Raw genomic sequence first — 7,242 nt, forward strand, 5'->3', positions numbered from 1 at the left:
GGCGCTGCCTTGATCCCTTCGCTTAAGGCCGCGCCGCTGCAATCGAAGATCACCTGCTTGCCCTTGGCCTTGAGCAGACGGATCAGATGGGCGCAGTAATCGGGAGCCACCCCTTTGGGCAGGCTGCCCGCCAGCACGAACCACTCTGCATGCGCAGCCAATTGGTCGATGGCCTGCTCCAGCGCGCTCACCTCCCCTTGCTGGATGGTGAGCCCCGGCAGGTTGAGATCGGTGACCCGACCGGATTGCTCGGAGATCTTGACGTTGATGCGGGTGCTGCCCGCGACGCGCACAAAGTGATCATCCAGCGCACGCTCTGCAAACAGGGAGACAAAGCTCTGCTCATTGTCTGCGCCCAGCCAGCCGGTGACGCCCACCTCGCGGCCCAAGTCCTTGAGCACCATGGCGACGTTGATCCCCTTGCCTGCGGCACGCAGGTTGGCCTCGCTCACCAGATTGACCTCACCGAGGCTCATCGCCTCGAGGCGAGTAGTGAGATCAAGGGCCGGATTGAGGGTGATGGTAACAATCTTCATTAATGCGCCCCCTCGCCGAGACCAGCGGCGATGGCCTCACCGATCCCCTTGAGAGCCGCTTCGGCATCAGCCCCTTCGGCGCGAAACGCCAGACGGTGCCCGCATTTGACCCCAAGACCGATCACTTTCATCAGGCTCTTGGCGGAAACCGCTTCGCCGCTGCCATCCAGATTGGCCACCCGGATGTCGGATTCAAACTCTTTGGCCACCTTGACCAGCATGGCGCCGGGACGAGCGTGCAAGCCGTGGGGATTGATGATGGTGAAGGTTTCGGAAAGACCGCTCGCGGGGCCTGCTTGCAGCATGGCCAGTCCCTCGCCGCCCGCCAGCGTAGCGAGTTGGCCGGCAGCCGCCAGTTTGGCCAGATTCTCCAGTTGCGGCAGATGGCTGCTATCTGCGGCGCACAGCAGCAGCATGGCGCTGACCGGCAGCTCCCCTGCGCGAAGTTCGCTGCTCGGGGTGGCCAGCACCCAGCCAGTCTGGGCCGATGCTGTTTGCTGAACATTGGCGCGGGCGAGCCAGACGCCCTCGCCCAGATAGGCAGGTTCGCTTGCCAGCAGCGCGCTCACCATGGCGGCATCGCCCCAGCCCGCCGATTTGGCGCGGGCGGCTGCTCCCAGCAGCAGTTGATCGCGATCATCGGCCGGGAAGTCAGCCAGGGTCAGGTATTGCACCTCTTTGGCGGCAGTGGCGCCGGTCAGGATGTTGATGATGGTGTCGGCATCGGTGGCCTCTTTGAGCTGAGCTGCCGCCTGCTCGTCACCCAGCACATGGGTAAGCTGGCGCAAAATGCCCAGATGCTCGTCGGACTTGGCGGCGATGCCGATGGCGACATAGGCGATCTGCCCCTCATCCCACTCGATACCATTGGGGAACTGGGCCACCATGACGCCTGTGCTCTTCACCAGATGACGGGTATCGGTGGTGCCGTGGGGAATGGCGATGCCGCTGCCAAGATAGGTGGCATGCTGCGCTTCACGGGCCAGCATCCCATCCACATAGCCCGCTTCCACCAGACCGGCTTCGGTCAGTTTGCCTGCCAGCAGGGCAATGGCGTCCGACTTGGTCGCCACCGACTGCCCCAGCAAGATCTGCTCTCGCGCCAACTTCAACATAGAGACTCTCCATCAGGTTCCGGCCACGCCGGTACGTCACAATTGAACATTCGGATAACTCGCCAGCTGACAATAGACCTGAACACGGTTCACTGTGATCGGGGCCTGATTTTCAGGCCACTGGGTCTCTTCGTTGCTGACAGGCTGAATCGTTTCACTTACACTCAGACTGAATCGTTTCAGCGAATTGATCAAGTACCCACAAAGAGTGCTTTTCAATGATATGATCCCGCGCACACTTTTCGGTGCCCTCACCCGGCAGTGACCGTGGGCCTTGCAACTCAAACAGAGCCAATATGATGAAACTGGATGAAATCGCCGCCCTCGCCGGTGTCTCGCGCACCACGGCAAGCTATGTGATCAATGGCAAGGCCGACCAATACCGCATCAGTCAGGCCACCCGCGACAAGGTGATGGCCGTTGTCACCGCCCATAACTATCAGCCGGACAGCCGCGCCGCCTCCCTGCGTGGCGGCCAGACCAAGACCCTCGGCTTTATCCTGCCCGACCTTGAGAACGCCAGTTACGCCAAGCTGGCCAAGCGGCTGGAGCAGGGAGCGCGGGCGCAGGGCTATCAGCTGCTCATCGTCTGCTCTGAAGATGAGCCCGCCACAGAAAAAGAGCTGGCCCAGATGCTGGTGAGCCGTCATGTGGATGCCCTGCTGGTGGCCAGCTGCCTGCCGCCGGACGACCCCTTCTACGGTAAATTGCAGGCGCAAGGCAGCCAAATCCTCGCCATCGACCGGGCGATGGCAGCCGACAAGTTTGTCACCGTCGCCAGTGAAAACGAGAAGGCAAGCTTTGATCTCACCAGCTCCCTGCTCACCCCGACTCTGCGCCATATCGCCTTGATCACCGCGCTGCCAGCACTCACGATCAGTCAGGAGCGAAAAGCCGGTTTCGAGCAGGCGGTCGCCAGTCATAGCGCGACTCGCCACCTGTGCGAGGGGGATCACTTCTCCCGCCTTGAGGGGTATCGCCTGATCAAGGATCTGCATCAGCAGCTGGGTCAGCTGCCCGAAGCGCTGATCACTACTTCCTATATCCTGATGGAGGGGGTGCTGGACTATCTATTGGAGCAAGAGATCGATATGAGCAAGCTTGCCATGGCCACCTTCGGGGACGATCGCCTACTCGACTTCCTCCCCTTTGGCATCAACTCCCTGCCCCAGCAGCACGACGCGCTGGCGAGCCAGGCGCTGGAGCTGGCACTCAAGGCGGTGAACGGCGACTACGAGAACGGGCTGCACTATGTGAGCCGCACCCTCAAGCGCCGTCGCTAACCTGACCGCAGCAGACCCGATTTGCTGTCAATGGGTGGTAAAGCGAACAGATGACAATAAGGCTGCCGGCATCGGCAGCCTTATTGTTTTCCCCCACAACCCTACCCGCCCGCTTTGCTTTCTCTACCGTCTGGCCGACTAAACAACCGGCCTCCACACTCCTTTCACCCCGCAACTAAACGCCAACGCCACGACAAGGCACTCCCCCATCCGTGCTGCAACCACTTGGCTGACCTGTATCAATGAGCCCCTGCCAGTCATTTTCTCGGTGCTTTTTTCTGCAATTAGCCATCACTGTCATCATTTATTTCCACTTATTGCTACAAGCCAGCACAAGATCCGTATAAAGGGGGTTGTTTCCGCTATTTTGATCCGCTAACGTGGCAACCATCTTTTACAACTGACAGGTTTTAGGTACAGATGTTCCCGTTCCGATATTGCTAGCCTCCGGCCCTATCACCGGAGGCACCTTCTGATAACGCCAATCGGCCCCCTCTTGTTGACGTCACTGCTGACATCGCCTGTTTGCACTGATACCGCTATGTTCGGATGGATAACATGAATACCAAAACTCTGGGTTGTACCCTGTTGATTGCCGGCACCACCATAGGTGCCGGCATGCTGGCCCTGCCGCTGGCCTCCTCCTCCCTCGGCGGCCCCGCCACCCTGATGTTGATGGTCGGCCTCTGGGCCCTGATGGCCTTTACCGCCATGCTGCAAGTAGAGGCAAGCCTCAACACCGGCAAATGGTACCTGCACCAGCTGGCGGACCATCTGCTCGGCCCCTGGGGCAAGCGTATCGCCTCCTTCTGTATCCTGATGCTGTTCTACTCGCTGGCCTCCGCCTACATCAGCGGCGGCAGCAGCCTGCTGGCACAGGCGCTGATCGATGCCGGCATGACCCTCAGCCAAGAGCAGGCCGCCTGGGCCTTTACCCTGCTGTTTGGCGGCATGGTCTGTGTCGGCACCCGCTCGGTGGATTACCTCAACCGGCTGATGTTCACCGTCAAACTGGTGATCATGGTGGTGGTGCTGGCGTTGCTGCTGCCCCGCACCGAAGGGCAGCATCTACTTTCGATGCCGCTGGGTCAGGGCCTGTTGCTGGCGGGCCTGCCGGTTATCTTCACCTCGTTCGGCTTTCACGGCTCCATTCCGAGTGTGATGCTCTACCTTGGTGACTGCCCAAAACAGCTGCGTCGGGTCTTTGTCTGGGGCTCAGCCCTGCCGCTGATCCTCTACGTGCTGTGGCAGGTAGCGATCCTTGGTTTGCTCGGCCAACAAGCCCTGCTGCAAACCGGTGGTGCGCTGGACAGCCTGCTGGCAAACGTCGGCAAACTGGTGAGCTGGCCTGTGTTTAATCAGGCGATGCACTTGTTTGCCGACCTGGCGCTCGCCACCTCCTTCCTCGGGGTAACGCTGGGACTGTTTGACTTTATGGCCAAGGTGACCCGCCGCAAGGACAACTGGCAGGGCCGCACCCAGACTGGCCTGATCACCTTTGTGCCGCCATTGCTGTTTGCCCTCTACTTCCCGCAGGGCTTTATCATGGCCCTCGGCTACGCTGCCATTGCGCTGGCGATCCTCGCGGTACTGCTGCCGGTAGCGCTGGTGTGGCAGAGCCGCAAACAGGTCCCCGCCCACCACTACCGCGCCCCGGGTGGCGTGGTAGCGCTGGGAGTGGCTGGCGCCATGGGTGTGCTGATTGTTGGCGTACAGATCAGCGTCAGCCTTGGAATGCTGCCAGCGCTGTAATCCCCGATACTGAATGCCCAAATAGCAAAGCCCCACCAATTAACTTGGCGGGGCTTTTTGTAGGAAAAGAAATCAAGTTGGATACAGGCATCCGCCATTAATTAAGAGTACGACCCTTACCAAACAAACACCCAAACCTTCAGCTATATACCGCCTTTTTACTACCTAACCCTGAATAATCAGTTCAAAACCCGTTCATGCCCGCTCGCTACACTGCCCGCTCGTTTATCGCTATCAGGAGTTTGAAAACAATGATGTTGCATCTCACGAAGAGTTCCCTTGCCCTTGTTCTGCTGGCAGCCAGCGGCGCCCTCAGCGCGGCCGAAATCGCCAACAACAATATTACCGAGGCGGAGATCAAGGCCGCGCAGGATGGTTGGGGCGCGGCGCTCATCAAGATCAGCGATGACTATCGCGCCGGTGGGATTGAGCGCGCCAAGGCGACCGCCGAGTCGGTGCTCGACAGCGCTTATGGCTACCAGCAGGGGCCAGTGCTGTTCAAACCCACCCTTGCCGGTGGCGAGCAGACCTTTCGTACCAACCGCGAGGGGGCGCTGGCCTACTTTGTCGGCAACAACAGCGCCTACCCCACCGACAAAGGGTTCGCCCTGAAAAACTGGCAGGGCTATCGCTATGACAATGCCGCCGTCTATATCAACGGCGACATGGCGCTAACCATGGGCAAGGTTCATCTGGTGGATCGCGATAACAAGGAGACCACGGTCGACAAGACCTGGGGTTTCAAGAAGGGGGATGATGGCAAGGTGCGCATCGTGCTGCACCACTCCTCCCTCCCTTACGAGGGGTAATGACGGGGCGCAGCCCACCATCAACACGGTCAAAATACAGCCCTGCCACCTCGGCAGGGCTGTTTTTTTGCGCCTGTGCTTGGCAGATGGCAAGTGAATAGATGACGGTCGTGCTAACGCAGTTTGCTGCTACCCTCAAGGCAAACCATTGAGATGCCGAGCAATATCGCGTCTTTGAACACCAGCTACTCGATATCATCACACAAGGAGCCAGATACCATGACCATACTGCCTGTTTACGCGGCCCTGCTCGCGCTGCTGTTTGTGTTGCTGAGCATTCGTACCATTCGCACCCGCCACAGTCGCAAGGTGGCGCTGGGGCATGGGGATGACCCCGCCATGTTGCGCGCCATGCGGGTGCATGCCAACTTTGCCGAGTATGTCCCCCTCGCCCTGCTGCTGATCTATTTCGTTGAAACCGGCAGCCATGCCCCCTGGCTGGTTCATTTGCTGGGGAGCGCCTTGCTGCTTGGCCGCCTCTGTCATGCATTTGGCATGAGCCGCACGCCGGAGAACTTCCGTTATCGGGTGGCGGGAATGGGGCTGACCTTCACGGTGATCTTGGTGAGCGCTGCCCATATCCTGATCACGGCGCTGCTCCCCTGACCTGGCCGTCACGAATAGCTGCCGAAGCGGTCTGGCAGCCATCCCTATCGGCTATTCTTCACTGCACAGATAGTCGCAACAGTTCTGCTTGAACAAGCCCGATTCAGGAGTGCTATATGAAGTGGATTGGCTGGTTACTGCTTGTCGGGCTGACTCCCGTTGCCCACGCAACCCCGCTAAAGCTGGCGGCAGCGGTCGAGCACACTGCGATATTGCGCCCTTTTATTCATGACTGGTTTGGCCGGGCCGGCATCGACTTTCAGTTGATCCCCTGCTCCTATGCCCGCTGCGAAAAGTTGATTGAGGCTGACCATGCCGTCGATGGCGATATGGCCCGGATCAAGGGCTTTGATCAGACCTATCCCCACTCGCTGCAGATCGGTGCCCCCATCTCGGAGGCGGCGATTTATGGTCAGCCAAGGGATAACCCGAACTGGCCCCCTGCCGAGGGTACCGTGATTGGCTGCCTGCGTGGCATCCAGTGGTGCGAACGCTTCCTCGGCAACTATCAGGTCATCTGGTTGAACGATGAGAAGCAGGGGCTTGCCCAACTGCATCGAGGCAAAGTGGACTGGCTCATCAAGATGCGCCCCGCCTCTCAACCTGCACTGGCATCCCCCTGGCAGAAGATCACCAAAGAGCAGGTCTTTCTCTATCTCGATAAAAAGCACCGGGCGGAAATTGCAGCCCTGCTCAAGGTACAGCTGGCGTTTATCAATAACGGCCGCTGGCTGGCGATGCAAAAGCAGTACCTCTCCGCCATCTAGCGCGGTTCTCGCAGCACCACACAGTGCCGATTACATGGCTGAAAAAACAAAAAGCCCTGCCAGATTGGCAGGGCTTTTCAGTCAACCGCATAGCTGGGGAGTCAAGCTCCCAAGCCGATTACTGGTTGTGGGTAGAGCGACGTGGACGACGGGCCTGAGCCGGTTTGCCAGCGCCCTCAGCCGGACGCTGACCCCCCTGGGGCTTGGGCTTGCCGCCGTTGCCGGAGCGGTTAGCGCCTGCGTTGCCACCATTGTTGCCGGAGCGAGCGGCACCCTGACGCTGGCCTTGACCTTGCTGACGCGGCGCACGGCGCTGCTCACTCGGATCGCGCGGCTCTTTGCGCAGCGGCGCGCCGATACCACGGGCGATGTTG

At 59.8% G+C, this 7,242-nt stretch carries 7 protein-coding genes and 1 pseudogene; 5 read left to right on the plus strand and 3 right to left on the minus strand.

What is annotated here, in order from left to right; genetic code table 11:
* The coding region (locus G5358_RS19485) for a 1-phosphofructokinase family hexose kinase (protein ID WP_421324737.1) at positions 1-536 on the minus strand (536 nt) is incomplete at its 3' end.
* On the minus strand, positions 536-1,651 hold the full coding sequence (fruB, locus tag G5358_RS19490) for a fused PTS fructose transporter subunit IIA/HPr protein (RefSeq protein ID WP_421204886.1): 1,116 nt from the start codon (positions 1,649-1,651) through the stop codon (positions 536-538). The genes fruB and G5358_RS19485, both read right to left, overlap by 1 nt.
* Positions 1,652-1,947: 296 nt before the next feature.
* Between fruB and cra the strand changes: the two genes are divergently transcribed.
* From cra to G5358_RS19515, 5 genes are all read left to right on the plus strand, one after another.
* Positions 1,948-2,934, plus strand: coding sequence for a catabolite repressor/activator (gene cra, locus G5358_RS19495; RefSeq protein ID WP_421324738.1), 987 nt, complete (start codon positions 1,948-1,950; stop codon positions 2,932-2,934).
* A gap of 558 nt (positions 2,935-3,492) precedes the next feature.
* Positions 3,493-4,686, plus strand: a complete 1,194-nt coding sequence (locus tag G5358_RS19500; RefSeq protein ID WP_421173217.1) for an aromatic amino acid transport family protein — start codon at positions 3,493-3,495, stop codon at positions 4,684-4,686.
* A 251-nt stretch (positions 4,687-4,937) separates the two neighbouring features.
* Positions 4,938-5,495: a hypothetical protein gene (locus tag G5358_RS19505; RefSeq protein ID WP_323894563.1), complete on the plus strand. Its 558-nt coding sequence runs from the start codon at positions 4,938-4,940 to the stop codon at positions 5,493-5,495.
* A 219-nt stretch (positions 5,496-5,714) separates the two neighbouring features.
* The gene (locus G5358_RS19510) at positions 5,715-6,101 is read left to right on the plus strand and encodes an MAPEG family protein (RefSeq protein WP_021230153.1); all 387 of its coding nucleotides are present in this window, start codon (positions 5,715-5,717) and stop codon (positions 6,099-6,101) included.
* Positions 6,102-6,217: 116 nt separating this feature from the next.
* A complete protein-coding gene (locus G5358_RS19515) occupies positions 6,218-6,868 on the plus strand; it encodes a hypothetical protein (protein WP_421324739.1) in 651 nt (216 codons plus the stop codon).
* Positions 6,869-6,986: 118 nt separating this feature from the next.
* Here the strand turns inward: G5358_RS19515 and G5358_RS19520 are convergent.
* Positions 6,987-7,242, minus strand: a pseudogene (locus tag G5358_RS19520) (RNA helicase); the annotation flags it as partial.

This window comes from Aeromonas sp. 604176 (assembly GCF_049170755.1).
GTDB lineage: Bacteria > Pseudomonadota > Gammaproteobacteria > Enterobacterales > Aeromonadaceae > Aeromonas > Aeromonas veronii_A.